19 protein-coding genes are annotated in these 24,570 nt (G+C 74.7%); 9 read left to right on the forward strand and 10 right to left on the reverse strand.

The window, feature by feature from the left end:
- Positions 1-465: 465 nt before the first annotated feature.
- From J0910_RS26890 to mtrA, 3 genes are read right to left on the reverse strand one after another with little or no spacing between them, the layout of a single operon-like run.
- Entirely contained in the window at positions 466-2,232 is a 1,767-nt protein-coding gene (locus J0910_RS26890) for an LpqB family beta-propeller domain-containing protein (protein WP_420161329.1), read from the reverse strand.
- Complete coding sequence (gene mtrB / locus J0910_RS26895; RefSeq protein ID WP_420161330.1) at positions 2,229-3,980, reverse strand: MtrAB system histidine kinase MtrB; 1,752 nt, start codon at positions 3,978-3,980, stop codon at positions 2,229-2,231. Before mtrB ends, J0910_RS26890 begins: the two co-directional genes overlap by 4 nt.
- Positions 3,981-3,998: 18 nt before the next feature.
- Positions 3,999-4,676, reverse strand: a complete 678-nt coding sequence (gene mtrA / locus J0910_RS26900) for an MtrAB system response regulator MtrA (protein WP_017593434.1) — start codon at positions 4,674-4,676, stop codon at positions 3,999-4,001.
- A gap of 423 nt (positions 4,677-5,099) precedes the next feature.
- Between mtrA and J0910_RS26905 the strand changes: the two genes are divergently transcribed.
- The 6 genes from J0910_RS26905 to J0910_RS26930 all read left to right on the forward strand — a co-directional run bounded on the left by J0910_RS26905 (position 5,100) and on the right by J0910_RS26930 (position 12,323).
- Positions 5,100-6,410: a glycerophosphoryl diester phosphodiesterase membrane domain-containing protein gene (locus J0910_RS26905; RefSeq protein ID WP_420161331.1), complete on the forward strand. Its 1,311-nt coding sequence runs from the start codon at positions 5,100-5,102 to the stop codon at positions 6,408-6,410.
- A complete protein-coding gene (locus tag J0910_RS26910; RefSeq protein ID WP_420161332.1) occupies positions 6,407-7,042 on the forward strand; it encodes a DUF4129 domain-containing protein in 636 nt (211 codons plus the stop codon). The genes J0910_RS26905 and J0910_RS26910 overlap by 4 nt, the downstream gene beginning before the upstream one ends.
- Positions 7,039-8,199 carry a DUF4350 domain-containing protein gene (locus J0910_RS26915; protein ID WP_420161333.1) on the forward strand — a complete coding sequence of 387 codons (1,161 nt, stop codon included), beginning with the start codon at positions 7,039-7,041 and terminating at the stop codon, positions 8,197-8,199. Before J0910_RS26910 ends, J0910_RS26915 begins: the two co-directional genes overlap by 4 nt.
- Positions 8,200-8,266: 67 nt before the next feature.
- Positions 8,267-9,250 carry an AAA family ATPase gene (locus J0910_RS26920; protein WP_420161334.1) on the forward strand — a complete coding sequence of 328 codons (984 nt, stop codon included), beginning with the start codon at positions 8,267-8,269 and terminating at the stop codon, positions 9,248-9,250.
- Between the two features lie 43 nt (positions 9,251-9,293).
- Entirely contained in the window at positions 9,294-10,595 is a 1,302-nt protein-coding gene (locus J0910_RS26925) for a DUF58 domain-containing protein (protein ID WP_420161335.1), read from the forward strand.
- Positions 10,596-11,927: 1,332 nt separating this feature from the next.
- Positions 11,928-12,323, forward strand: a complete 396-nt coding sequence (locus J0910_RS26930) for a hypothetical protein (protein ID WP_420161336.1) — start codon at positions 11,928-11,930, stop codon at positions 12,321-12,323.
- Positions 12,324-12,377: 54 nt separating this feature from the next.
- On the opposite strand, the gene J0910_RS26935 is transcribed toward J0910_RS26930, so the two are convergent.
- The 3 genes from J0910_RS26935 to J0910_RS26945 form a co-directional block, all read right to left on the reverse strand.
- The gene (locus J0910_RS26935) at positions 12,378-12,692 is read right to left on the reverse strand and encodes a hypothetical protein (protein ID WP_420161337.1); all 315 of its coding nucleotides are present in this window, start codon (positions 12,690-12,692) and stop codon (positions 12,378-12,380) included.
- Between the two features lie 2 nt (positions 12,693-12,694).
- The gene (locus J0910_RS26940) at positions 12,695-14,167 is read right to left on the reverse strand and encodes a polymorphic toxin-type HINT domain-containing protein (protein WP_420161338.1); all 1,473 of its coding nucleotides are present in this window, start codon (positions 14,165-14,167) and stop codon (positions 12,695-12,697) included.
- 276 nt (positions 14,168-14,443) lie between these two features.
- Positions 14,444-15,439, reverse strand: a complete 996-nt coding sequence (locus J0910_RS26945) for a stage II sporulation protein M (RefSeq protein WP_420161339.1) — start codon at positions 15,437-15,439, stop codon at positions 14,444-14,446.
- A 123-nt stretch (positions 15,440-15,562) separates the two neighbouring features.
- Here J0910_RS26945 and J0910_RS26950 point away from each other — a divergent pair, with 123 nt between their 5' ends.
- Complete coding sequence (locus J0910_RS26950; RefSeq protein WP_420162097.1) at positions 15,563-16,372, forward strand: RDD family protein; 810 nt, start codon at positions 15,563-15,565, stop codon at positions 16,370-16,372.
- Between the two features lie 40 nt (positions 16,373-16,412).
- On the opposite strand, the gene ahcY (J0910_RS26955) is transcribed toward J0910_RS26950, so the two are convergent.
- Positions 16,413-17,675, reverse strand: coding sequence for an adenosylhomocysteinase (ahcY, locus tag J0910_RS26955; protein WP_420161340.1), 1,263 nt, complete (start codon positions 17,673-17,675; stop codon positions 16,413-16,415).
- A gap of 24 nt (positions 17,676-17,699) precedes the next feature.
- A complete protein-coding gene (gene ahcY, locus J0910_RS26960; protein ID WP_420161341.1) occupies positions 17,700-19,136 on the reverse strand; it encodes an adenosylhomocysteinase in 1,437 nt (478 codons plus the stop codon).
- Between the two features lie 191 nt (positions 19,137-19,327).
- On the opposite strand from ahcY (J0910_RS26960), the gene J0910_RS26965 reads away from it, so the two are divergent.
- The gene (locus J0910_RS26965) at positions 19,328-19,729 is read left to right on the forward strand and encodes a MerR family transcriptional regulator (protein WP_420161342.1); all 402 of its coding nucleotides are present in this window, start codon (positions 19,328-19,330) and stop codon (positions 19,727-19,729) included.
- Between the two features lie 24 nt (positions 19,730-19,753).
- On the opposite strand, the gene J0910_RS26970 is transcribed toward J0910_RS26965, so the two are convergent.
- Complete coding sequence (locus J0910_RS26970) at positions 19,754-21,838, reverse strand: acyltransferase family protein (protein ID WP_420161343.1); 2,085 nt, start codon at positions 21,836-21,838, stop codon at positions 19,754-19,756.
- A gap of 218 nt (positions 21,839-22,056) precedes the next feature.
- On the opposite strand from J0910_RS26970, the gene J0910_RS26975 reads away from it, so the two are divergent.
- Positions 22,057-23,196 (forward strand): hypothetical protein, encoded by a 1,140-nt coding sequence (locus tag J0910_RS26975; RefSeq protein WP_420161344.1) that lies wholly within the window; start codon positions 22,057-22,059, stop codon positions 23,194-23,196.
- 43 nt (positions 23,197-23,239) lie between these two features.
- On the opposite strand, the gene J0910_RS26980 is transcribed toward J0910_RS26975, so the two are convergent.
- Entirely contained in the window at positions 23,240-24,556 is a 1,317-nt protein-coding gene (locus tag J0910_RS26980; protein WP_420161345.1) for a serine/threonine-protein kinase, read from the reverse strand.
- Positions 24,557-24,570 lie beyond the last annotated feature (14 nt).

Here is a 24,570-nt window from a genome sequence, read left to right on the forward strand (position 1 = left end):
CGGTCTCCCCGGCTGTGGACGGAGCGCACCGCTCCGGGCGTCCGCCCTCTTCGCCCCTGGGCGATGGTCTTGGCGTTGCGGGGGTGTCAGAGCGCTCTGACACCCCCGCAACGCCAAGACCATCGGGAGAGGAACGGGGCGTTCTCCGCTGCTCACCGCCTTTTCCCGGCAGCGATCGGGGGAGGCCCGGCGCGGCGGACCGGGCGGAGGCCCCACCGCCCCGGAGCGGGCGGCCCGGCCGCGCCCGTCCACAGAACGGTCTTCCACAGGACGGTCGTCCACAGCCCGGGTCGTCCACAGGCCCGTCGTCCACAGGCCGCGGAACCGGGGTGGCCGGCCGGGTGCGCCGCCGAGCAGCCTGGGGGCATGCTCTTCTTCCCCTGCTCCCCCGCCCCGCCGCTCCGCTCCGCCCTCCGAAGCGCCCTCCGGCGCGCCCTGTCCGGCCTGCGCCGCGCCCGGCCCCGCTCAGCCCGGGAAGACCGGGTCGGCGCCGTCGGTGGCGCGCTGCCAGAGCACCCGGTCGCTGGTCAGCCAGAGCTGGTCGTCGTCGCCGCCGGCGATCAGCGGGCGCTCCGGCGCCGCGGCGATGGTCTCCGCGGAGGTGATGGTGCCGACGCTGGTCGGGTCGGTGGCGCCGTCCAGCGGCACCAGGTAGCCGCGCATCGCGCCGTTCTTCTCGCCGAGCACGGCGAGCTGGTCGCCGCTGCGCCAGGCCGCGTCGGAGACCGAGCCGACGTCGGAGGCGAGCTCCATGAACCCGCCCAGCGCGACGCCGCCGCCGTCCTCGGGCACCACCCGGCCGACCCAGAGCCGGCCCTCGGGGTCGCCGTCGGCGGTGACCACCGCGGCCCGGGTGCCGTCCCGGGAGAGCCGCAGCTGCGCGATCTCCCGCTTCTTCAGCGCGGGGGCGTCCACCCGGACCGGCTCGGCGCCGCCGCGCAGCATCCACAGCCGGGAGCCGGGGTCGTCGCCGTCGGAGGTGTCCTCGGCGACCCACAGGTTGCCGTAGCCGTCCCAGGAGAGCGCGGTGTACTCGCCGCCCTCGAGCACGGTGCGCACCTCGTCGGAGCCGTCCTCGGCCAGCAGCACCCCGCCGCCGTCGGCGGAGACCGCGGCGAAGCGCTCCTCGTTCAGCGAGACCGCGTAGTGCGCCGGGCCGCCGGCGCCGAACGAGACGTCGGCCTGCTCGACCTGGTCGACGTCCTCGTCCCCGCCGCCGCTCATGGTCCACAGCCGCCCGTCCCGGACGAAGTAGGCGTTGAGCTCGCCGGTGACGCCGGAGGGGTTGACCGCCTTCCAGTAGTCGGTGTCGGTCTGCAGGTTCTCGTCCTCGTCCCGGGGGATGCGCACCTCGTCGTCGCCGAAGCGCAGCACCACCTCCTGGACCTCGGGCAGCTGCTTGAGGGTCCAGCCGAGCTGCGCCTCCATGCCGAACCGGGCCTGGTTGCCGGGGGCGTCGCCGGCCAGGCTGACCACCACCCGGCCCGCGTCGAAGGCCACGTCGGCGGTGGAGTCGGCGGGGAAGGAGGAGCGCACGGCCGGCTCCAGCCACTCGGTCGGCCCGGCGACCAGCTTCTTGGCCAGCCGGGTGGCGACCTCGTCCGAGGTGACCGGGAGGAACACCGGGTCCGGCACGAGCGTGCTGGAGTCGGCGTTGAAGTAGTACAGGTTGAGCGGCCGGTAGACCCGGTCCACGTCGGCCCGGGAGAGCAGCAGCCGGTCGGGCAGCTCGGTGATCCGCCACTCGCCGTCGCCGTCCCGCCGCAGCTTGAAGGTGACGTCGATGATCTCGGCGCCGTCCGCCGGGACGTACTGCCCGTCCGCCCGGATCATCGCCGCCTCGGGGGTGCGCATCCGGACCGTGGCCGCGGTGTCGTCGGCGGAGGTCTCCACGTCCAGCGAGACGGCGTCCATGTTCTCGTAGACCAGCGCCGAGTCGTCGGGGGACCATTCCGCCCGGGTCTGCGGGAGCAGGAACCGGCGGGCCGCCGCGTGGTTCTCCTCGAAGCTGGCCATGTCCTTGAGGAAGCCCTTGACCAGGCCCTCCTCGCCGACACCGGGCTGCGGGCCGACCGGCAGCATGCGCACGTAGCCCTCGTAGGGGTCGGGCGACTCGCCGACCCGGTCGGCCTCCACGATGGGGCCGCCGGTGGGCACGGCGGCGCACCCCGCCGCCAGCAGGACGGCCGCGAGTCCGCCCGCGGCCGCGGCCCGGCCGCCTCTGAGGCTCATCGGCCCTCCCCCGTCACCGCGGGCCGCCCCGGCTCCGCGTCGGCGGCCGGCGCGCCGGCCGGGCGCGCCCGGCCCATCGGCTTCTCCGGCGGGACCAGCGGCAGCGGCGAGCCGCGCAGCTCCTGCCCGGACTTGCGCGGCAGGGAGAGGCGGAACTGCGATCCGGCGCCCGGCTCGCCCCAGGCCTGCAGCCAGCCGCCGTGCAGCTGGGCGTCCTCCTTGGCGATGGAGAGCCCCAGGCCGGTGCCGCCGGTGGTGCGGGCCCGCGCCGGGTCGGCCCGCCAGAAGCGGTCGAAGCACAGGTGCTCCTCTCCCTCCTTGAGGCCGACGCCGAAGTCGCGGACGGCCACCGCGACCGAGTCGCGGTCCCCGGCGACCGTGACGATCACGTCCTTGCCCTCGCTGTGCTCGATCGCGTTCACCACGAGGTTGTTCAGGATGCGGTTGATCCTGCGGGTGTCGAACTCCGCGACGCACGGCTCGGCCGGCAGCCGGAGCACCACCTTGATGCCGCGCTTCTCGGCGATCTGCTCGGAGTCGCCGACCGCCTTGAGCACCGCGTCGCGCACGTCGGCGGGCTCCACCGCGAGGGTCGCGGCGCCCGCGTCGTGCCTGCTGATCTCGAGCAGGTCCGCCAGGAGCTCCTCGAACCGCTCCAGCTGCCCCTGGAGCAGCTCCACCGAGCGGGCCATGGTGGGGTCGAGGTCGTCGCGCTCCTCGTACAGCAGGTCGCCGGCCATCCGGATGGTGGTGAGCGGGGTGCGCAGCTCGTGGGAGACGTCCGAGACGAACTGGCGCTGCGCCCGGGAGAGCTCCTCCAGCTCCTGGATCTTCTCCTGCAGGTTGCCGGCCATCTCGTTGAAGGAGACCGCGAGCCGGGCGAGGTCGTCGGCGCCGCGGACCTCCATCCGCTCGTTGAGCTCGCCCTCGGCGAGCCGCTCGGCGGACCCCGCCGCCGCGCGCACCGGGCTGACCACCTGGCGGGTGACCATGTAGGCGATGACGCCGAGCACCAGGCAGAGCAGGGTCGCGACGAACACCAGGGTGTTCTGCACCAGGTCGAGGATGCCCTGCTCGTGGGTGAGCGGGAAGACGTAGTACAGCTCGTAGGCGTGCGACAGCGGTGCGCCGACCACCAGGCCGGGCTCGTCCGTGCCGCGCTCGCGCTGGATGGTGGTGTAGGTCCAGTAGGAGGAGTCGATGCCGTCGGCGGACTGCACCCGCTCGCGCAGCCGCTCCGGCACGGTGGTCTCGAGCACGCCCCCGGCCACCCAGCCGGACGACCCGTCCACGCTGGGCAGGATCATCGCGTCGTGCCCGCTGGAGGAGGTGCCGCTGCCGCCGCTCAGCTCCTCGACGATGTCGTAGAGCTGCTTGTCCCGGTCGACCGGCTGCTCACCGTCCTGCAGCTCGCTGAGCGCGGTGCTCAGCCCGGCCGCGTGCTCGCGGAGCGCCGACTCGCGCTGGGCCTCCAGCAGCCCGCTGCGGATCTGCTGGACCAGGAAGAAGCCGAGCACCGCGGCGACCGCGACCGAGATCAGCAGGGTGGTGCTGACCACCCGGAGCTGCAGGGATCCCCGCCAGCGCTGGTTCACCCCGCGGACCAGGGCGCGCGCCGCGCGCTGCGCGAACTGGTACCCGACGAGCAGGCCGCCGCTGAGCCGCTGCCAGCGCGTCCGAGCGGCTTCCCCGGTCTCCTTCGGGGAAGCCGCCTCGGGCGGGACTGCTGCGGACTCGGCGCTCGGCACGGGAGGGTCCCGGTTCCCTCAGACCGTGCCGGCCTTGTAGCCGACGCCCCGGACGGTCACCACGACCTCGGGGTGCTCGGGGTCCTTCTCGATCTTGGCGCGGAGCCGCTGGACGTGCACGTTGACCAGGCGGGTGTCGGCGGCGTGCCGGTAGCCCCAGACCTGCTCCAGCAGGACCTCGCGGGTGAACACCTGGCGGGGCTTGCGGGCCAGGGCGACCAGCAGGTCGAACTCCAGCGGGGTGAGGCTGATCTGCTCGCCGTCCCGGCGCACCGAGTGGCCGGCCACGTCGATGGTGATGTCGCCGATCTGCAGGACCTCGGGGGCGGGCTCCTCGGTGCGGCGCAGCCGGACCCGGAGCCGGGCCACCAGCTCCTTGGGCTTGAACGGCTTGACCACGTAGTCGTCGGCACCGGACTCCAGGCCCAGTACCACGTCGATGGTGTCGCCCTTGGCGGTGAGCATCACGATGGGCACGCCCGACTCGGCCCTGATCTGGCGGCAGACGTCGATGCCGTCGGTGCCGGGGAGCATCAGGTCCAGCAGAACGAGGTCGGGCTTGGCCTCGCGGAAGGCCTCCAGTGCCTTGTCGCCGTCGTGCACGAACGTCGGCTCGAAGCCTTCGCCCCTGAGCACGATGCCCAGCATCTCGGCGAGTGCAGGGTCGTCGTCGACGACCAGTACGCGTCCCTTCATCAATGCATCCGGCGCCCGGTCCCTCCCCCGAATCCGGGGTACGGCACCCGGCGCCTTCTCCTTTCTGGACACTCAAGCGGCGAACTGCGGTCACTTCTGCCGGGGTCCCTGGCGGGAGCCGCGCTCCCACCCCACCTTGCCATCTCCTCGCCGTTTCCGGCTGCGGTTCTCCCGGTCGCCCGCGGCGGGCGCCGCCCGGCCCCGTGGTTTCCGCGGCCGCCGCGCCCGGCCAGCGCCTTCGGTACGCGCGACTTGGTCGGTAGACAACCGAAAGCATACAAAACGAACGAACGGATTCGCCGCCCCAAATCGGACTAAACCCCCAGGGGGCGGAGGGAACGGCCGCTGCTGCGCCGATCTGGCATAGCGTGGGTATCCCCACGCCTGGCGAACGGCACCGGCCCGCGGGACAACGGAGGACCAATGACGCATGAGGACGGCCGCAGCGAAGGCCGCCCCGAGGAGGAGCGGCCGACCGCCGGCGGCTGGGCCGCCCCCGGCGGCGGCGCCCCGGACCCGGGTGCCCCCCGCCCCTCCTTCGCGCCTCCCGGCCAGGAGGCGCCCCCGGGGCCCCCTTCCGCACAGGACCCCGCTTCCGGCGCTCCCGGCTGGGCCGCCCCCGGCGGCGCGGCGGGCGGAGCGGCGCCCCCGGAGGGCGCGCCGCAGTGGCAGGGCGCCCCGCAGTGGCAGCAGCAGGCCTGGGGGCCGCCGCCCCCGCCCCGGCCCGGCATCGTCTCGCTGCGGCCGCTGCTCCTCGGCGACATCCTCAACGGCGCCTTCGGCTACATCCGCGGCAACCCCAAGACGGTGCTCGGCCTGGCCGCGATGCTCAGCGCGGTGATCGCGCTGCTGCCCTCGCTCGGCGCCGGCAGCCTGCTCAACGACCTCGACCGGCTCAGCGCCCAGGTGGAGGCGGGCACCTCTCTGGTCGGCGTGTTCCCCTTCTCCACCGGCACCCTGGGGCTGCTGGCCGCCGGCGTGCTGGTGCAGTTCGTCGGCGCGGCGGTGCTGTCCGGCGTGCTCGCCACGGTCATCGGCATGGCGGTGCTGGGCCGCCGGCTGGGCATCCGGGAGGCGTTCGCCGCGGTGTCCCCGCGGATCGGCGCCGTGCTCGGGGTGGCCGGCCTGCTGGCGCTGCTCGGCGCGGCCTGGATGGCCCTCGCCGCCGGCGTGCTCATCGGGGGGACCCTGGTCATCGCGGCCTCCCCGGACGCCGCGCCGCTCGGCATCGGCCTGATGCTCCTCGGCTGGACCGTCCTGGGGCTCGTCGCCGCCTGGGTCTACGTGCGGACCTCCCTGGCCATGCCGGTCACCGTGCTGGAGCGGGTCGGCGCCGGCCGGGCGCTGGCCCGGTCCTGGCGGCTCACCCGGGGCTCCTGGTGGCGGGTGTTCGGCATCCTGCTGCTCACCTCGGTGATCACCTCGATGGTGGCGCAGGTGGTCACGGTCCCGTTCTCGGTGGCCGGGGCGATCGCCATGGTCCTGCTGGAGGGCACCGCCCTGGCGGCGGTCCTCTACGGGGCCTCGATCTTCCTCGGCAGCGTGCTGGGCGGCGCGATCACCGCGCCCTTCGCCAGCGGCGTCGCCGGGCTGCTCTACGTCGACCTGCGGATGCGCCGCGAGGGCCTGGACCTGCGGCTGCAGGCCGCCGCGCAGGAGGGCCGGGACGTCGGCCCCGAGATCTACCTGGCCGAGCCCGCCCCGGGGACCGCGGCACCGGGAGGCCCGGCGTGATCCTCCCGCCCCTCGCCTCGGCCGCCGAGGTCACCCGGGAGGAGGGCGCCCGCATCGCCGGCGAGGAGCTGTCCGACCCGGCCTACGCCGAGGCCGAACCCGGCCTGATCCAGCGGATCTGGGACGCGATGCGGGACCTGCTCGCGGAGCTGCTGGACGGCGTCTCCGCCGGGGTCCCCGGCGGCTGGTGGACGCTGGGGCCGCTGCTGCTGGTGCTCGCCGCGGCCGCGGTGCTGCTGGTGCTGCGCGCCCGGCCCGCCCGCGCCGCCCGGATGCGCGGCGCCCTGTTCGACGCCGACGCCCCGATGTCCGCCGCGGACCACCGGGCCGCCGCGGAGCGGCACGCCGCCCGCGGCGAGCACGCCGAGGCCGTCCGCGAGTTCCTCCGCGCCATCAGCCGCGACCTGGAGGAGCGGGCGGTGATCGCGGCGCGCCCCGGCCGCACCGCCACCGAGCTCGCCGCGGACGCCGGCGCGGTGCTGCCCGGGCACGGCGCCGCCCTGGAGCGCGCCGCCGCGGTCTTCAACGCCTCCGCCTACGGCGGCGTGCGGCCCGGCGCCGGGGACACCGCCGCCCTGCGCGACCTGGAGGCGGCGCTGCGCGCGGCCCGGCCCGCGGAGGCCGCCCGATGAGCGCCGCCATCGCACCGCCGCCCGCCGCGCCGCCGGCCGCCCCGCCCGGCCCCGCCGCGCTGCTCCGCCGGCACCGCGGGACGATCGCCTTCATCGCCGTGCTGGCGGTGCTGGCGGTCCTGGTCTCGCTGGGCCAGCGCCCGGAGCGCAGCGGCCGGCTGGAACCGGAGAGCGCCGCGCCCGAGGGCTCCCGCGCCCTGGTCAACGTGGTCCGCGACCGGGGCGGCGAGGTCACCGTCGTGCGCGGCAGCGGCGCCGCGATGCAGGCCGCCGCCGCGGGCGCCCTGGTGGTGCTGCCCGCCTCGCACCGGCTCGGCGGCGCCGAACTGGACCGGCTCGCCTCCTCCCCCGCCGACCTGCTGCTGGTGCAGCCCACCGGGCCCGCGCTGGACGCGCTGGCCCCGGGCGTGCGGGTGGCGGGGCGCGCCGAGCCGGGCGCGCTCGAACCGGAGTGCCGGCTGCCCGGGGCCCGCGCCGCGGGCCCCGCCGACCTCGGCGGGGAGACCTACTCCGGCGCCCCCGGCTGCTACCCGGCCGACGGCGGGTCCGCCCTGGTCAGCACCGAGCGGCCGGGCGGGGCGGTGAGCACCGTGATCGGCACCCCGGCCCCGCTCACCAACGAGCGGCTGGGCCGGGAGGGCAACGCCGCGCTGCTGCTCAACCTGATCGGCGACCGGGACGTGGTGTGGTTCCTGCCCGACGTGCCGGTCGAGCAGGGCTCCAAGGGCCTGACGGACCTGGTGCCCCCGGCGGTGCGGCTGTCCGCGTTCCCGCTGGCCGCCGCGGTGCTGCTGCTCGCGTTCTGGCAGGGCCGGCGGCTCGGCCCGCTGGTCGCCGAGCGGCTGCCGGTGGTGGTGCGCGCCGCGGAGACCACCGAGGGCCGGGCCCGGCTCTACGCCTCCCGCCGGGCCCGGGACCGGTCCGCGCTGGCGCTGCGCACCGGGGTCGTGGAGCGGCTCCGGCCCCGGCTGGGGCTGGCCGCCGACGCGCCCGCGACCGAGGTCGCCGACGCCGCCGCCGTGCGCACCGGAGACGACCCGGGCCGGCTGCGGACGCTGCTGTACGGTGTGGCCGGGGACGGCTCCGACATCACCGACGACACCGCCCTGGTCCGGCTCGCCGCCGAACTGGACCGGCTGGAGGAGCGGATACGGTGACCCCGCCCCTCCCCCTCGCCTCCCCGCACGCCCCGACCATGCCCGCCCGATCCACGGAGGTTCCCCGGTGACCGCCTTCAGCCCCGACCAGACGCCCCACGCCGACCAGGCGCGGGAGGCGCTGGCCGCAGTGCGCGCCGAGGTCGCCAAGGCCGTGGTGGGCCAGGACGAGACGGTGACCGGGCTGGTCGTGGCGCTGCTGTGCCGGGGCCACGTGCTGCTGGAGGGGGTGCCCGGCGTCGCCAAGACGCTGCTGGTCCGCTCCCTGGCCGCCGCGCTCGACCTGGGGCACAAGCGCACCCAGTTCACCCCCGACCTGATGCCGGGCGACGTCACCGGGTCGCTGGTCTACGACGCGCGCACCGCGAAGTTCGAGTTCCACGAGGGCCCGGTCTTCACCAACCTGTTCCTCGCCGACGAGATCAACCGGACCCCGCCCAAGACGCAGGCGGCGCTGCTGGAGGCGATGGAGGAGCACCAGGTCAGCGTGGAGGGCACCCCGATGCGGCTGCCCGACCCGTTCCTGGTCGCCGCGACGCAGAACCCGGTCGAGTACGAGGGCACCTACCCGCTGCCCGAGGCGCAGCTGGACCGGTTCCTGCTCAAGCTCATCGTGCCGCTGCCGCCGCGGGACGCCGAGATCGACGTGCTGGGCCGGCACGCCGCCGGGTTCGACCCGGGCGACCTGGAGGCCGCCGGGATCCGGCCGGTCGCCGGGCCGGCCGAGCTGCGCGCCGCCCGGGAGGCCGCCGCCGCGGTTCGGGTCGCCCCGGAGGTGCTGGGCTACATCGTCGACCTGTGCCGGGCCACCCGGCAGTCCCCCTCGCTCCAGCTGGGCGCGTCGCCGCGCGGCGCCACCGCGCTGCTGCGCACCAGCCGCGCCTGGGCGTGGCTCTCCGGCCGCGACTACGTCACCCCCGACGACGTGAAGGCGCTGGCCAAGGGGACGCTCCGGCACCGGGTGGCGCTGCGCCCCGAGGCCGAGCTGGAGGGCGCCACCTCCGACGGGGTGCTGGACGGCGTGCTCGCCTCCGTCTCGGTCCCGCGCTGACCGGAACCGGCCACAGGACCGACGGGATTCGGGGGAAGCACGGATGGCGATCACGGGACGGACGGTCCTGGCGGCGTTCGCCGGGGCGCTCGTGGTACTGGCGGCCGGCTCCCTGGGCGCCTGGACGGCCTGGGCGGTCCTGGGCGTCCTGGCGCTGCTCATCGCGGTGGACCTGGCGCTGGCGCCGAGTGCCCGCCGGGTCTCCTTCGAGCGCTCCGGGGAGACCGGCATCCGGCTCGGCGAGTCCGCCGAGGTGGAGCTGGTGGTGGCCAACCCGTCCGGCCGCAGGCTGCGCGGCGTGCTCCGGGACGCCTGGGCGCCGAGCTCCGGCGCCCGCCCGGGGCGGCACCGCCTCGCGGTGCCGGCCGGTGAGCGCCGCAGGCTGGGCACGGTGCTCACCCCGGTGCGCCGCGGCGACCACCGCGCGGCCGGGGTGACGGTGCGCAGCGTCGGCCCGCTGGGGCTGGCGGCCAGGCAGGCCACACACGAGGTGCCGTGGACGGTGCGGGTCCTGCCGCCGTTCCACAGCCGCCGCCACCTGCCGGGGAAGCTGGCCCGGCTGCGCGAGCTGGACGGCCGGCACAGCGCGCTGGTGCGCGGCCAGGGCAGCGAGTTCGACTCGCTGCGCGAGTACGTGCCCGGGGACGACGTCCGCTCCATCGACTGGCGGGCGACGGCCCGCCGGGACGGGGTGGTGGTGCGCACCTGGCGCCCGGAGCGGGACCGGCGCATCCTCATCGTGCTGGACACCGGCCGCACCTCGGCGGGGCGGGTCGGCGACACGCCCCGGCTGGACCACGCGATGGACGCCGCGCTGCTGCTGGCCGCGCTGGCCGCGAAGGCGGGCGACCGGGTCGACCTGCTCGCCTTCGACCGCCGGGTGCGCACCCAGGTGCGCAGCTCCGGGCGGGGGTCGGCGGTGCCCGCGATCGTGCAGGCGATGGCGCCGCTGGAGGCGGAGCTGGTCGAGTCGGACCACGCCGGACTGGTCGCCTCGATCCTGTCCGGCCAGGGCCGCGCCCGCCGGCTGGTGGTGCTGCTGACCGACCTGAACGCCTCCGCGATGGAGGAGGGGCTGCTCCCGGTGCTGCCCGCACTGACCTCCCGCCACCTGGTGATGGTCGCCGCGGTCGGGGACCCCGCGGTCACCGCGATGGCGGCGGAGCGCGGCGACGCCCCCGCCGTGCACCGCGCCGCCGCGGCCGCCCGGACCCTGGGCGAGCGCCGCCGCGTCACCGCCGAACTGCGCCGGCACGGCGTCGAGGTGGTCGACGCCGACCCGGAGCACATCGCCCCGGCCCTCGCCGACGCCTACATCGACCTCAAGGCCCAGGGGCGGCTGTAGGGCCCGTCCCGCGCCGGTCCCCGCCGCTCCTGCCCGGGTACAGCGCCCCACAGAGTGAAGGTTCAAACAGGCGGCGACGGCAGCGGTAGGAACAGGGACGGGCGCCTCACCCGAGCGCGGCGCCCCACGGGGCGGGGGTTCAAGCGGGCGGCGAAGGTGGGGAGAGGCACCGGCCGGTCGGTCCGGCACGGCACCTCGCAGAGCGAAGGTCCAAGCAGGCGACGACGGCGCAGGCAGGACCGGGGCGAAGGCCTCACCCGGGCGCGGCACCCCACGGGGCGGGGATTCAGACAGGCGGCGAGGGCGGGAACGGGGCGGCGCCCCGGCGAAGGCAGGGTGATCCGCTCGCCCGCACCCGCCAGGGGACCTTATCCTCATATGCCTGGTTTGCGGCGAGGAACGGGCGAAGGCGGGAGCGCCCTGCGCACCTCCGCAGCACCCCGATTACATCTACCAGCGAGTAGTAGCCCCCGAGGGCCCAACCACCCCCTCACCGATCACCCAGAGTGGCCAAGGCGAGCCCTCCCGGCAGGACAAAAGCGGCATCTCACCCCTGCCCCTGCTCTTCCCGGGTTCCGGCCCCCTGCATCCCGGTCTTCCGGGCGGCTCGAACCCCCGATCACCGGCCCGATCAGGGCGAATCAGGCCTTCAGGGGGCCGATCCGGGCCGGGATGCGCGCCCAGGAATCACCGGGGTGCTCTCGCGGTGCGCAGGGCGCCCCACCCCGCCATCACCCTGCGTATTCACCCAGGTCAGGGAGGTGCGGCGGTTTCAGCGGCGGCCGGCCCCGGCGCCCGGGCGACACGGGCACGGCGAACCCGCCACCAGGCCCGCCCCGACCGCCCCCGCCCTGCTCTGCCGCACCCGACCGACCAGCCGGTGCCCCTGCCCGCCTTCGCTGCTGGCTTGAACCCTCACCCCGTGGGGCGCTGTGCCCGGGCGACGCCTGCACCCCGCCCCTGCCGTTGCCGTCGCTGTCCGTCTTGACCTTCGCTTCGCGGGGCGCCGTGCCGGACCGACCAGCCGGTCCCCGCTGCTGCCTTCGCCGCCCGTCTTGACCTCGACCCCGTGGGGTGCCGCACCCGACCGACTGGCCGGTGCCCACCGCCGCCGTCGCTGCCCGTCTTGACCTTCGCCCCGCGAGGCGCCGCGCCCGACCGACCGGCCGGTGCCCCTCCCTGCCGTCGCTGCCCGCTTGAACCTCCGCTCCGCGAGGCGCCGCGCCCGGCGACCACCCCCGCCCCTGCCTGCGCCGGCGGCGCCCGCTCTGCGGGGCGCGCGGGGCGGGCTACGATGGCACCCCGCCGCCCCCGATCCCCCAGGAGCACGGCATGAAGGTCCGCTTCGCCCCCTGGCTCAGCATCCTCTTCACGCTTCCCGGAGCGGCCCTGCTGGTCTTCGGCATCTGGCTCTGGATCCAGGGCAGCGAGGGCGGCATGCCGACCATCCTCGCGAGCCTGGTCCTCGTCGGGTTCGGCCTGGCCTACCGGAGCATGCCCTACTTCGCCCTCGGCGGCGGCCGACTGACCGTCCCGATCATGCGCGGTCCGAAGGCGGAGACCGTCATTCCCGCCCGCGCCCGGGTGGACGCGAGCGGCGACCGCCTCGTCATGACCGTCGGCAAGAAGAAGACCGACCTGCCGGTCCGCCGCTCCATGGCCCACCCCGGCGACTGGGCCGCCCTGCAAGACCTGCTCGCCCGCTCCCAGGAGACCGAGCAGCCCTGACCCCGGCCTTCGCGCCTCCCCTCCCCTCTGCATCCGATGCGGCGGAGGAGGCGGTCAGCCGATCCGCCGGAGCGACGTCTCGTGGTCGCCGTTGGCCACCATGTCGCGCACCGCGGCGAACATCTCCCGCACCCCCGGACGGCGCATCACCACCAGGTCGGGGCAGGCGAAGTAGGACCCGCCGAGGCATTCCCCGGTGGTCCGCCACCTGTCCATGACACGGCCCATCTCCCGATGGGTCAGAAAGGTCGCCGACCATTCCCCTTCACCGGGGACCAGGACCCACCCGTCGGCGTTCTCCACCTCGTCCGGCTCATCGCCCCCGAGCTCCACCCGGAGGGTCAGCCCTCCTTCACTGATCTCGTACATCCTCAGCTTCCGTAGAGTTCCTTGAGGCGCTTGATGACTTTACTCTCGTTTGATTTGTCCGCTTTTCCGACGATCTGGATTCCGTCGCCGGTGTTCCGAAAGAAGACGCGCCCGCCGTTGCGCCCCCGGAGATAGGAGATGTCGGTCCCTTCCAGGGCTTTGTTGCCGAGTCCCGGGTTCTTGTTCCCGCTCCGGAACTGCATGACCAGGTCGTCCATCTCCTTCTGAAGCCGCTGGTTCTTCCCTGCCGCCTCTGCAGCCTTCACCAGGTACGGGTCATCGTGGATGGCCGAGGTCACCCCGCAGAGGTCGTCCGCGTTGTGCACCAGGACCGGGACGGATCCGGCCAGGACATAGTACGTGTGGAGATCTGCGACGGTGAGGTTGTGGACCCGTTGGTCCGGCACTTCGCGCACCTCGACGCCGTCCACCTGCGACCATGCACCCGAGGACGACCTCAGCCGCATGCCCTGGTCCAGCTCTCCCGCCTCGATCCACTCGGCCCCGTCCGGCCTCCAGAACGGATGCCCGTCCGTGGCGGTGAGCGGAGCGGCGCCTCCCCCGCCGCCGACGGAAACGTCGACCAGGGTCTTCGCACCGCTGCCGACGATGGTGCCGGTGACCTCTCTCGGCCCCTCCTCCCCCGTCAAGGGGTCGAAGGCCAACACCTCGTCGCCGACCGCGACGTCCTCGATCGGAAGGGTTCCGCCGTCGGCCATAAGCACGCGGGTGTCCGGCAGGAAGCTGTTCCCCACCTTGCACTGCTTGACCGCGTCGTCGACCTTGTCCTTGGCCTCATCGACCTTCTTCCCCGCCGCGCTGAGGGTCTCCTCCGCCGCCTCCTTGGTCTTCTTCGCCTTTTTCCAGCGACGCCAGAACTTCAGAATCTTGGGAGCGGCCTTGACCAGCTTGGCGCCCTTGCCCCAGGGGGTGAAGCCGACCACGGTCCACAGGCACGCCATCAGGTCGCCTTCGGTCAGACAGGCCTTGGCATCGTTGTAGCCGATGATGTCTCCGACGAGGTTCAGCAGATCATCGCTGATCTGGTCGTACCCGCTGTCGGCGAGGGCGGCCTCGGCGTCGGCCTGCTCCTGCGAGGCACTGATGAGGGCCGCGTCCGCTTCGAGGAAAGCCTGCAAGGCATCGGGGTCGTACTCGTCCTCCTCGCCCTCAGGGGAGTCCTCCTCCGACCCCGCTCCCGGGCTCTCCGACGCACCGGTCCCCTCCTCCTCCGACCCCGTGGAGGGCTCCTCCTCACCGTCCGGAGCGGGACCGCCGCCCTGGGCGCCCTCTTCGCAGTCCTCTCCGCCGTCGATCCGACACAGGGCCTCCGCGTAAAGGGTCCGGACATCGGTGGGCACCCCGAACGCGAAGACTGCGGTGACCAGCACCGCCACCAGCAGGACGAGCGCCCCGTATTCGAGTTTGAAGCCACCGGACTCGATGTGCCTCTCGCCTCGCCAGACCCAGTGCACCGCAGAATTTCCTTTCGCTGATCCCGGATTGCGAATACGCCTCGCAGGCTCTAAGGCGGGGATCCGGCGAACGCGGTCCGCCGGAGAACGAGAGGCCGAGGCCCTCCGACGCCTTCACGACGAGCAGCCGCCCTGCTACCGCCAGTCGGCACAATTGAACACTATGAATAGCACGTTTCAATGCATATGACCTAAGCCGGACATAGGAGAGGGGCGCGGAGAAGAACGCCCCACGCCCCTGGAGGAGGCCGACCTACGCCCCGGGCCCGGGGCGGGTCAGCCCGCGACCGGGGCCTCGGCCGGGCGTTCGCGGATGTCGCCGTATTCGCCGGCCCGGTGGGCGCGGCGGCCCAGCGTGAAGACGTAGGCCAGGAAGAGGGCCTCGGCCGCGACGCCGATGCCGATGCGCAGCCAGGTGGTGTGCACGTACCCGGTGACCAGGCCCTCGATCAGGCCGGAGATGAACAGCACCAGCACCAGGCCGAGCGCCACCGCGATGGCCGGGCGGGCCTCCTCGCCCAGGGCGCGGAGGCGGGGCCGGGGGCCGGGGGCGATCAGCGTCCAGCCGAGCTTGAGGCCGACGCCGGCGGCGACGAACACCGCGGTCAGCTCCAGCAGGCCGTGCGGGATGATCAGGCCGAAGAAGACGTCGCCCTTGCCGTGCGCGATCATCATCCCGCCGGCCACGCCGAGGTTGGCGCCGTTGAGCGCCAGCACGTAGATGGTGGGCAGGCAGCCGAAGACGCCGAAGATCAGCGCCTGGGCGGCGGCCCAGGCGTTGTTGGTCCACACCTGGGCGGCGAACGAGGCCCCCGGGTGCTCCACGTAGTAGTTGGCGAAGTCGTGCTCGACGTAGGCGCGGATGCTCTCCGGGGTGCCCAGCGCCCCCATCACCTCGGGGTCGAGCACCACCCAGGCGCCCAGGGCCGCGGCGAACGCCACGGTCCCCAGCGAGGTGAGGATCCACCACCAGCGCAGCCGGTACAGCACCGCGGGGAAGACCTCGGTGAAGAACCGGGCGATGTCCCGCCAGGCCGGGTCGGAGGCGCCGACCACGGCCGCGCGCGCCCGCGCGACCAGCCCGGACAGCCGCCCCACCAGCACCGGGTCGGCGCCGGAGGAGCGCACCACCGACAGGTGGGTGGACACCCGCTGGTAGAGGTCGACCAGTTCGTCGGCCTCGGCCCCGGTCAGCCTGCGGCGCCGGCGGACCAGCTCCTCCAGGCGCTCCCAGTCGCTCCGGTGCGCGGCGGCGAAAACGTCGATCTCCACGATCAGCGACCCTACCCGCTCCGGTCGCCCCGCCCTCCGGCGCCGGGGGCCGGGCGGCGCGGGGGCCCTCCGGACGACCTAGAGTTGAAGGTCCTGATCGACGGAGGAGACGAGGGGGCAGCGGTGGTCCACGGCCATGACGCCTACGACCGGCCCGCCGAGCTGGTCACCGGGGACGCCGTGGTGCTCGACCTGCGCCCGGCCGGGTTCGCCACCCGGGCCGTGGCGCTGCTGATCGACGTGCTCCTGCAGGGCGCCGCGATCATCGGGACGCTGATCCTGGTCTCCGGGGTCGCCCGCGGGGTGGACCCGGCGGCCACCGCCGCCGTGCAGCTCGGGCTGACGGTGCTGATCATCGTCGGCTACCCGACCGCGGCCGAGACGCTCACCCGGGGCCGCTCCCTGGGCAAGTTCGCGCTGGGGCTGCGCGTGGTGGGCACCGACGGCTCGCCGGTCCGGTTCCGCCAGGCGCTCGGCCGGGCGCTGACCGGCGCGGTGGAGATCTGGGTCGGATCCGGTGTGATCGCGCTGATCACCTCGCTGATCAACCGGGACGGGCGCCGGGTCGGCGACTTCGTCGCCGGCACCCTGGTCGTCTCCGAGCGCGCCGCGCGGCGGTCCCCAGAGGAGATCCCGATGCCGCCGCGGCTGGCCGGCTGGGCCGCCTCCGCCGAGCTGTCCGGCCTCTCCGCGGAGACCGCCGCCATGGCCCGGCAGTACCTGCTCCGCTTCGAGGAGCTGTCCGAGGAGGCCCGCTACGAGATGGGCATCCGCATCGCGGGCCTGGTCTCGGGCGCGGTCAGCCCGCCCCCGCCGCCGGACGCCTCCCCGCCGGAGTACCTGGCCGCGGTGCTCGCCGAGCGCCGCCGCCGCGAGGCCGAGCGGCTGGCCGCCCGGAGCGGCGGCGCGGGCTTCCCGCCTCCCCCGGGCTGACCCGGCCGCCCTCCCGGGGCGCTCCTCCCGCTCGGCGGCCTCAGGGCCGCCAGGAGTTGAGGTAGTCCTGCTGGCCCGCGGTGAGGGCGTCGATGCCGACGCCGAGCGCGTCCAGCTCCAGGCGGGCGACCTCGGTGTCGATGTCGGCGGGTACCTCGTGCACGCCCGGTTCCAGGGTGCCCCGGTTGCGGGCCAGCCAGGCGACGGTGAGGGCCTGCCCGGAGAAGGACATGTCCATCACCGCGGCCGGGTGCCCCTCGGCCGCGCCCAGGTTGACCAGGCGCCCCTCGGCCAGCAGCACCACCCTGCGCCCGTCGGCCAGCACGTACTCGTCGGTGTGCGGGCGGACCTCGCGGCGGACCTCCACCGCCAGCGACTCCAGCGCCGCCAGGTCGATCTCCACGTCGAAGTGGCCGGAGTTGGCCAGTACCGCGCCGTCCTTGAGCGCCGCGATGTGCTCGGCGCGGATCACGTCCCGGTTGCCGGTCACCGTGACCAGCACGTCGCCGATCCGGGCGGCCCGGTCCATCGGCAGCACGGTGAAGCCCTGCATCACCGCGTCCAGCGCCTTGACCGGGTCGACCTCGGTGACCACGACCCGGGCGCCCATGCCGCGGGCCCGCTCGGCCAGGCCGCTGCCGCAGTGGCCGAACCCCGCCACCACCACGGTGCGCCCGGCCAGCATGGCGTTGGTGGCGCGCAGGATGCCGTCGATGGTGGACTGCCCGGTGCCGTAGCGGTTGTCGAACATCCGCTTGGTGGCGGTGTCGTTGACCGCGACCATGGGCAGCCGCAGCGCGCCCTCCGCGCTCATCCGGCGCAGCCGGATCACCCCGGTGGTGGTCTGCTCGCAGCCGCCGAACGCCTCCCCGATCAGCTCCGGACGCTCCAGGTGGGCGATGTTGACCAGGTCGCAGCCGTCGTCCAGGAGCAGGTGCGGGCGGCGCTCCAGCACCGCCGCCAGGTTCCGGTCGTAGGTCGCCGGGTCCATGCCGGCCCGCGCGAAGACCTCCACCCCGTACTCGGCGACCAGCGCGGCGGCCGTGTCGTCCTGGGTGGACATCGGGTTGGAGGCGGCCAGCGCGATGTCCGCGCCGCCCGCGGCCAGGGTGCGCAGCAGGTTCGCGGTCTCGGCCGTCACGTGCATGCAGGCGGCCACGCGCAGCCCGTCCAGCGGCCGCTCCGCGGCGAACCGCTCGCGGACGCGGCGCAGCGCGGGCATCGCGCGCTCGGCCCATTCGACGCGGCGGACCCCGGCCGCTGCGAGGCCGAGGTCCGCGACGTCGTACTCAGGAGGTGCCATCGGGTGGTGCCGTGCGCCGCCCGATCAGTACCGGTAGTGGTCGGGCTTGTACGGCCCGGCCACGTCGACGCCGATGTAGGCGGCCTGCTCCTTGGTGAGCTCGGTGAGCTTCACGCCGAGGGCGTCCAGGTGGAGCCGGGCGACCTTCTCGTCGAGCAGCTTCGGCAGGGTGTAGACGCCGATCGGGTACTCGTCGGTCTTGGCGAACAGCTCGATCTGGGCGAGCACCTGGTTGGTGAAGCTGTTGGACATCACGAAGCTGGGGTGGCCGGTGGCGTTGCCCAGGTTGAGCAGCCGGCCCTCGCTGAGCACGATCACCGCGTGCCCGTCCGGGAAGGTCCAGGTGTGGACCTGCGGCTTGATCTCCTCCTTGGCGATGCCGTCGATCTTCTCCAGGCCGGCCATGTCGATCTCGTTGTCGAAGTGGCCGACGTTGCCGACGATCGCCTGGTGCTTCATCCGCGCCATGTGCGAGGCGGTGATGATGTCGAAGTTGCCGGTGGTGGTGATGAAGATGTCGCCCTCGCCGACGACGTCGTCCAGCCGGTCCACCTGGTAGCCGTCCATCGCCGCCTGCAGGGCGTTGATCGGGTCGATCTCGGTGACGATGACCCGGGCGCCCTGGCCGCGCAGCGCCTCGGCGGAGCCCTTGCCGACGTCGCCGTAGCCGCAGACGACCGCGACCTTGCCGCCGATCATCACGTCGGTGGCGCGCATGATGCCGTCCGGCAGCGAGTGGCGGATGCCGTACTTGTTGTCGAACTTGCTCTTGGTGACCGCGTCGTTGACGTTGATCGCCGGGAAGAGCAGCTTGTCCTCGCGGGCCATCTCGTAGAGGCGGTGCACGCCGGTGGTGGTCTCCTCGGAGACGCCCTTGATCCCGGCGGCGATCCGGGTCCACTTGCCCTTGTCGGCCTTGAGGCTCTCCTGGAGCAGGGTGAGGAAGACCCGGAACTCGTCGGAGTCGGCGGTGGAGGGGTCGGGGACCGCGCCGGCCTCCTCGAACTCCTTGCCCTTGTGCACCAGCATGGTGGCGTCGCCGCCGTCGTCCAGGATCATGTTCGGGCCGTCGGCGCCCGGCCAGGTCAGCGCCTGCTCGGTGCACCACCAGTACTCTTCCAGGGTCTCGCCCTTCCAGGCGAAGACCGGGACGCCCTTGGGGTCGTCGACGGTGCCGTCCGGGCCGACGACGGCCGCGGCCGCGGCGTGGTCCTGGGTGGAGAAGATGTTGCAGCTGACCCACCGGACCTCGGCGCCCAGCGCGACGAGGGTCTCGATGAGGACGGCGGTCTGCACGGTCATGTGCAGCGACCCCATGATGCGCGCGCCCTGGAGGGGCTTGGAGTCGCCGTACTCGGCACGGAGGGCCATCAGGCCGGGCATCTCGTGCTCGGCGAGGGTGATCTCCTTGCGGCCGAAGTCGGCCAGGGACAGATCGGCGACCTTGAAGTCGAATGACATGCGTGTGCTCACTCCTCAGGTGGATGCGGACCGAGTCTAGACGCGCCCCGCGGACCCCGGCACGCCCCGGCGGCCGAGATTGACGCTGCTTTGTCAGATTCGCCGGAACCGGCCCGTTCCTCGGCTAGGGTCGGTCCGGGGACCTTCCGCCGCACCCCGCTGAAAGCCCGTTGACCTGGGAGGACGAGGCGATGCCCGAGAACCGGGGCGCAGGCTCCGCCGACGCCGGGGCGGTGCCGATCTCGGCGGCCGCCGATGCGCTCGGGGTGAGCGCGCGCAGCCTGCGCTACCGCGAAGGGCTCGGCCTGCTCCCGGTCACCAAGGAGCAGCCGACCGGCCGGGGCCACCGGCACCGCCGGTTCTCCCCCGAGGACCTGCGCACCATCGCGGCCGGGCTGGAGCTGGAGCGCGGCTTCGACGTGGCGCCCGCCGCGCTCGCCTTCGCCCTGCGGGTGCTGGCCGAACCGGAGACGCTGGCGGCGGTGCGCTCCTACGGCGAGCGGCTGGGCCGGCTGGCGCCGCCGCCGGCCCGCGCGATGGACTTCGAGAAGCAGAAGGCGCTCCGGCTGCTGCGCGCCCGCGGCGGCCCCTGACCCGCCCGGGCGGGCGGGAGGGCGTCACCAGCCGGTGGCGTCGAGGATGCGGCGCTCCAGCTCGGGGGCCATGGTCCGCATGTAGGTGGCGCCGATGTGGCTGCCGTCCCAGTAGACCAGCACGTTGCCGACGACCGCGGGGCACTCCCCGGCGGTGCACAGCAGGTCGGTGAGGTCCAGCGGGACGACGTTGCCCGGCAGCCCGGCGGTCCGCTCCAGCGGCGACTCGGCGGCCATGGAGACGTCCGGGGCGACGGTGCACTCCTCCGGTTCCCCGCCGGCCAGGCACTCCGGCGCGTCGAAGCCGAGCCGCGGGGTGTCCCGGACCGCGATCACGTCGATGCCCAGCTCCTCCAGCTCCCGCCACCGGTCCAGGTAGCCGTCGACCACCTCCTCCTCGCCGAAGCCCGCCGAGGTGTCCAGGCTGGTGGTGGTGCCGGTGGTGAACACCGCGTCCGGCCGGAGCCCGGCCAGCTCCGCCACCGCGCCGCGGTTCCACTCGCGGCAGGAGGTGTAGGGCTCGCCCTTGTAGGTCTGCGGGGCGTCGGTGAACAGGCAGGCGCCCTTGACCATGTTGACGATCCGCCAGTCCCGCCGCTCGGCGATCTCCTCCAGCGCCGGGAACCAGTGCGCCGCGTGCGAACCGCCGACCAGCGCGATGGTGCGCTCCGCGTCCTCCGCGCCGTAGACGCAGGTGAGCACCTCGGCGTCGGTGGTGGACTGGTTGCACCCGTCGGCGTAGGTGACCGGGACGTCGTCCGCGGCCTCGGCCGGGGCCGGGTAGACCGGCATCGGGCGCTCCGCGCTGCCGTCGCCCCCGCCGGCCAGCGCGGCCGCCCCGGGGTAGCGGGAGGCGTCGGCCAGCAGCGCCTCCTGGGCGCGCTGCTCGGCGGCCAGCCGGCCGGACCAGGCGCCCGCCGCGACCAGAACCGGGAGCAGGCAGGCCAGCGCGACCGCGGGCCCCTTGAGCAGCGCCCGGCGCGGTGCCGCCGGGGCAGCCCGGCCGATCCGGGCCAGCCGGTCGGCGACCGGGGTGGTCGCCGCCGCCAGGGCGACCGAGGCGGCCAGCACCGCGGCGCCGCCGTACGGGCCGGCCAGCGTCCGGTCCGTGGCGTGCAGGTAGAACACCAGGACCGGCCAGTGCCACAGGTACAGCGCGTAGGAGATGGAGCCGAGGTAGCGCAGCGGCCGCAGGGTGAGCAGCCGGTCGGCGCCCAACCGCGAGCCGCTGGTGCCTGCGGTGACGACCGCCGCGGCGGCCAGCGTCGGCCAGAGCGCGACGTAGCCGGGGAAGAGCGTGGAGACCTGGAGCAGCAGGCCGCAGGAGACCAGCGCGGCCAGCCCCAGCCAGCCCAGCGCGACCCGGGCCCGGCGCGGCGGGTCCAGCCGGCCCAGCAGCAGCGCGAGCGCGCCGCCCAGCGCGAACTCCCACAGCCGGGCCCCGGTGTCGAAGTAGGCCCACGGCTGGTCGGCCGCGGTGATCCGGACCGAGTAGGCCAGCGATCCGGCGAACACCGCGGCCAGCGCCGCCAGGACGGCGGGGCGGACCCCGGCCCCGAACCGGCGGCCCAGCCAGGCCGCGGCCGCGATCAGCACCGGCCAGAGCAGGTAGAACTGGCCCTGGATGGAGAGCGACCAGAAGTGCTGCACCGGGCTGGTGGCGTCGTCCCGGGCCAGGTAGTCCACCGCGTCCAGGGCCAGGGTCCAGTTGAGGTGGTAGAGCGCGGCCGCCCAGGTCTGGGCGATCAGGTCGTGCCAGTGGTCCTCGGGCAGCAGCAGCCGGGCGCCGGCCAGCACCGCGCCCAGCACCACGGCCGCCGTCGGCACCAGCCGCGCGGCGAGCCGGGCCAGGAACGCGCCGAACCGGACGCCCGATCCGCGCTCCACCGAGCGGACCAGCGAGCCGGTGATGAGGAAGCCGGTGAGCATGAGGAAGACGTCCACACCGCCGGAGACCCGGCCGAACCATACGTGGTAGGCGGCGACCAGCAGCACCGCGACCGCGCGCAGCCCGTCGATCTCCGGCCGGTGCGCGCCGTCCGCCGGACGGCCCGGCCGCGGGGCCGGCGGGCGCGCGCGGGCGGCGTCGGGGGCTGCGGTCTGCTGCACGGGTGAGGGGCTCGCTTTCGCGCGCGGGGAACTGGGGACGACCGGCCATCCTTCCCCCGCCCCGTTACCGGTCGGCGTCCACCGGTTGAACCCCGGACCGCCGTTCGGATACCGGTCGGCCCCTCCGCGCGCAAGGCCGGTGGCCGGATCCGGAGCTTTCCCCGGGAATCGGGCCGGGGCCGGTTTCCGCCGCGGGCGGCCGGGTTAGGTTGGCAGACGTGGACAGCCGAAGTGGTCTCCGCCCCGCCCCCCGTGCGCCGACCGGGCTCGACCGGCGGTTGGGCATCCTGGACCGGCTGCACCGCCTCTGGTGCGAGCGGCACCGGAACCGGGCCGCCGGGGAGGGCGGCGAGGCGCTGCGGCCGGTGTTCGAGCGGCACGTGCGCGAGCTGCGCGCGCTGGCCGGCCGGCCGGGGTCCGCCTCCCGCTCCGGTCTGGACGCCGACGCGCTGTGCGCGCTGGCCGACGAGGACCGCTCCGGCCGGCTCACCGCCGGCCACCTGGGGGCGCTGGCCCGGCGCATCCCCGACTTCGACCCGCCGCTGCCCGGTCCGGAGCGGGTGGCCGCCGCGGCGGCCGAGGCCGCCTCCTCCGAGGAGCACCCGGTGCTGCGCGCCGCCCGGTCCTTCCTGGAGACCTCGCGGGCGATGGGCGGCGGCGAGCCGCCCGCCCCGCACCTGCGCCCGCTGCCGTGGGCGCTGGCCTCGCTCTCCCTGCTCCGCGCCGGGTACCCGCCGCTGGCCGCCGACCGGCGGATCGGCGGCCGGCTGGAGGAGGCGCTGGCCGCCCCGGAGGCGCTGCCCGCCCTGGCCGAGGTCGTCGCGGACCTGGCCACCGCCGAGCTGCGCGCCCGGCTCAGCGGGCCCGCCGGGGTGGTTCCTCCGCAGGCCGAGCCGCCGCTGGTCGGGCCGCTGGCCGCTGCGATGCACCGCAGGGTCCACCGGCACCTGCGGCACCGCACCGGCCCCATCGGGCTGGTGCTGCGCGAGGTGGAGCCGGGCGCCCGGGTGTCGGTCTCGGCGGCGGACACCGCGGACGGCGCGGTGCGCGAGCGCTGCGCCGGGGCCGCCGAGCGGGCCCTGTTCACGCCGGGACCGGAGTGCCGGTGGGTCCGGCTGGAGCTGTGCGCCGCCGAGCGCGAGGTGGAGCTGCTGGTCACGGTGCACGACGTGGGCGACCCGCCGTCGGGGGCGCTGGCGGTCACCGCCGGGCCGGCCGATGTGCTCGACGCCGCCTGCACCGACTGCGTCACCCTGCTCCCCGGCGACTCGGCCGACGAGCGCTGGCCCGCGGTGGAGGCGTTCGTCGACGACGCCGTCTCCCGGGTCCTGGACCGGCTGACCCGGTCGCTGGCCTGAGGCCGCCGGAAAGGCGCGGACCGCGCGCGGGCCCCGGGAAGGGTCACATCAGGGCGATGATGACCAGGAGCAGCAGCAGGATGATGATCGTGATGAGCACCGCGGGGATCACCCAGCCCTGCGAGAGCAGCGGGTCCTCGCGCTGCGGCGCGGGTGCCGGGCCGCCCTGGCCGGCGAAGGCGTTCGGTCCCATCGTGGTGTTGGGGCCCATGGTGGGCGGGCCGACCACGCCGGGGCCCATCGGGGGCGGGGTGACCGGTCCGGGCGGCGGGGTGTGCGGCCCCATGGGCGGCGGGGTGTGCGGGCCCATCGGCGGGGCGTAACCGCCTTGCGGGCCGGTCATCGGCCGGCCGGGGCCGGTGGGGCCCTGCGGGTAGGGCTGCTGGGGCGGCGGCGGGCCCTGCGGGTGCATCGGGGCCTGCGGGCCGCTGACGGTGAACGCCGGGCCCGGCCCGGTACCGCCCTGCACCAGCGGTCCGGCGCTGATCACACCGGTCTCCGCCGCGCGCTCGCCCTCGCGGACAACGTCCTCGGTCGAGGCGCCCTCCGCCGGGTCGTGGCCGAGCAGCTGCATCAGCAGCTCCTTGGCGCCGGGCCGGCGGTCCGGGTTCTTCTCCAGGCACCGCTGCACGATGGGCAGCAGCTCGTCGGGGACCCCGTCCAGGGACGGCGGGGAGCTGATCACCCGGTGCACCACCGCGTGCACGCTGTCCGCGCCGAACGGCGCGTTGCCGGTGGAGGCGAACGCCATCACGCAGCCCCAGGCGAACACGTCCACCTTGTCGGTGATGCCGGTGCCCTCGATCTGCTCGGGGGCCATGTAGGAGGGGGTGCCGACGATGGAGTTGGTGACCGTGGCGGTGCCGTCGTCGACCCGGGCGATGCCGAAGTCGATCACCCGCGGGCCGTCCTCGCCGAGCAGCACGTTGCCCGGCTTGAAGTCGCGGTGCACGATGCCCGCCTTGTGGATGGCCACCAGCGCGGTCGCGGTGTTGACCGCCAGCCGCTGCAGCGCCGCCCCGCGGCGGGGGCCGCGCCGGGCGACCGCCTCCTGCAGGGACGGGCCGTCCACGTACTCGCTGACCACGTAGGGCGGGTCGACGTCGAGGTGGGCGGCGTAGATGGCCGCGGTGCAGAAGGAGGCGACCTTCTGGGCGGCGCGCACCTCCTTCTCGAAGCGCCTGCGCAGCTCGTCGTTCTCCGACCACTGGTCGTTGAGGACCTTGATCGCGACCTCTTCGCCCTCGGTGTCGCGCGCGAGGTAGACGACACCTTGGCCGCCCTTGCCGAGGCGGCCCACGACGCTGTAGTCGCCGAACGAGGTGGGGTCGCTCGGCGACAGCGATTCGGGACCGGGCATGGAACTCCTCCAGG

It is taken from the genome of Nocardiopsis oceanisediminis (assembly GCF_048595525.1).
Lineage (GTDB): Bacteria > Actinomycetota > Actinomycetes > Streptosporangiales > Streptosporangiaceae > Nocardiopsis_A > Nocardiopsis_A oceanisediminis.

Excerpts from the sequence above, each read along its gene's own strand:
- J0910_RS26930 (WP_420161336.1), top strand. The coding sequence starts at position 11,928 with ATGAAGGTCCGCTTCGCCCCCTGGCTCAGCATCCTCTTCACGCTTCCC.
- J0910_RS26980 (WP_420161345.1), bottom strand. The coding sequence starts at position 24,556 with ATGCCCGGTCCCGAATCGCTGTCGCCGAGCGACCCCACCTCGTTCGGC.
- ahcY (WP_420161341.1), bottom strand. The coding sequence starts at position 19,136 with ATGTCATTCGACTTCAAGGTCGCCGATCTGTCCCTGGCCGACTTCGGC.
- J0910_RS26935 (WP_420161337.1), bottom strand. The coding sequence starts at position 12,692 with ATGTACGAGATCAGTGAAGGAGGGCTGACCCTCCGGGTGGAGCTCGGG.
- mtrA (WP_017593434.1), bottom strand. The coding sequence starts at position 4,676 with ATGAAGGGACGCGTACTGGTCGTCGACGACGACCCTGCACTCGCCGAG.
- ahcY (WP_420161340.1), bottom strand. The coding sequence starts at position 17,675 with ATGGCACCTCCTGAGTACGACGTCGCGGACCTCGGCCTCGCAGCGGCC.
- J0910_RS26925 (WP_420161335.1), top strand. The coding sequence starts at position 9,294 with ATGGCGATCACGGGACGGACGGTCCTGGCGGCGTTCGCCGGGGCGCTC.
- J0910_RS26890 (WP_420161329.1), bottom strand. The coding sequence starts at position 2,232 with ATGAGCCTCAGAGGCGGCCGGGCCGCGGCCGCGGGCGGACTCGCGGCC.
- J0910_RS26915 (WP_420161333.1), top strand. The coding sequence starts at position 7,039 with ATGAGCGCCGCCATCGCACCGCCGCCCGCCGCGCCGCCGGCCGCCCCG.
- J0910_RS26905 (WP_420161331.1), top strand. The coding sequence starts at position 5,100 with ATGACGCATGAGGACGGCCGCAGCGAAGGCCGCCCCGAGGAGGAGCGG.
- J0910_RS26965 (WP_420161342.1), top strand. The coding sequence starts at position 19,328 with ATGCCCGAGAACCGGGGCGCAGGCTCCGCCGACGCCGGGGCGGTGCCG.